1 protein-coding gene is annotated in these 776 nt (G+C 64.2%); it reads left to right on the forward strand.

Features of this window, described 5'->3' with window-relative positions:
• Positions 1–776, forward strand: a 776-nt coding sequence (locus EN893_RS36235; protein WP_206640265.1) for an autotransporter-associated beta strand repeat-containing protein, incomplete at both ends; no start/stop codon positions are given.

Below are 776 nucleotides of genomic sequence, written 5' to 3' on the forward strand. Positions count from 1 at the left end.
ACGCGACCCTTGAAGCGGGCGGCGGCACATTCGAGATTGACAATACGCTTGCATGGAATGGAACCATCGACGGCGCGGGCGGGCTGACAAAAACCGGCACGGGAGCGCTGTTCCTCGGTGCCGACAACACCTACACCGGCGGCACGACCATTGCGGGCGGCGTCCTGGCTTTGGGCACTGGCGGCACGACGGGTGCGGTTCTCGGCGATGTGGTCGACGACGGCACGCTCAGCTTCAATCGCTCCAACCTTTATACATTCGACGGCACGATCTCCGGCAGCGGCAGCGTTACCCAGGCCGGAACGGGGACCACCGTGCTCACGGCCGAGAATAGCTATTCCGGCTTCACCATCATCAACGGTGGCGGTGGGCTCTACATCAATGGAGACCAGACTGCCGCGAGCGGACAGACCATCGTCGCCGCGGGTACGCTTGGCGGCACGGGCGTTGTCGGCGGTGACGTCCTTGTTGACGTGGCAGGCAGACTGGCTCCTGGCGGCCTTGGCGCCACGCCCGGCACGCTCACGATCAATGGCAGTCTTGATCTGGCCTCCGGGTCGAACCTCGACTATTCGTTCGGCCAGGCGGGCGTGGTCGGCGGCGCTTACAACGATCTGACCGTCGTGCATGGCAATCTGACGCTCGATGGCACCATCAATGTCACGGAAGCCCCGGGCGGCAATTTCGGGCCGGGCATCTATCGCGTCATCAGCTATGACGGCGCGCTTGCCGACAACGGGCTGGACACAACATCGGCCAACCACGTGGTGCAGACG

The organism is Mesorhizobium sp. M7A.F.Ca.CA.004.04.2.1 (assembly GCF_004022825.1).
Taxonomy (GTDB): Bacteria; Pseudomonadota; Alphaproteobacteria; order Rhizobiales; family Rhizobiaceae; genus Mesorhizobium.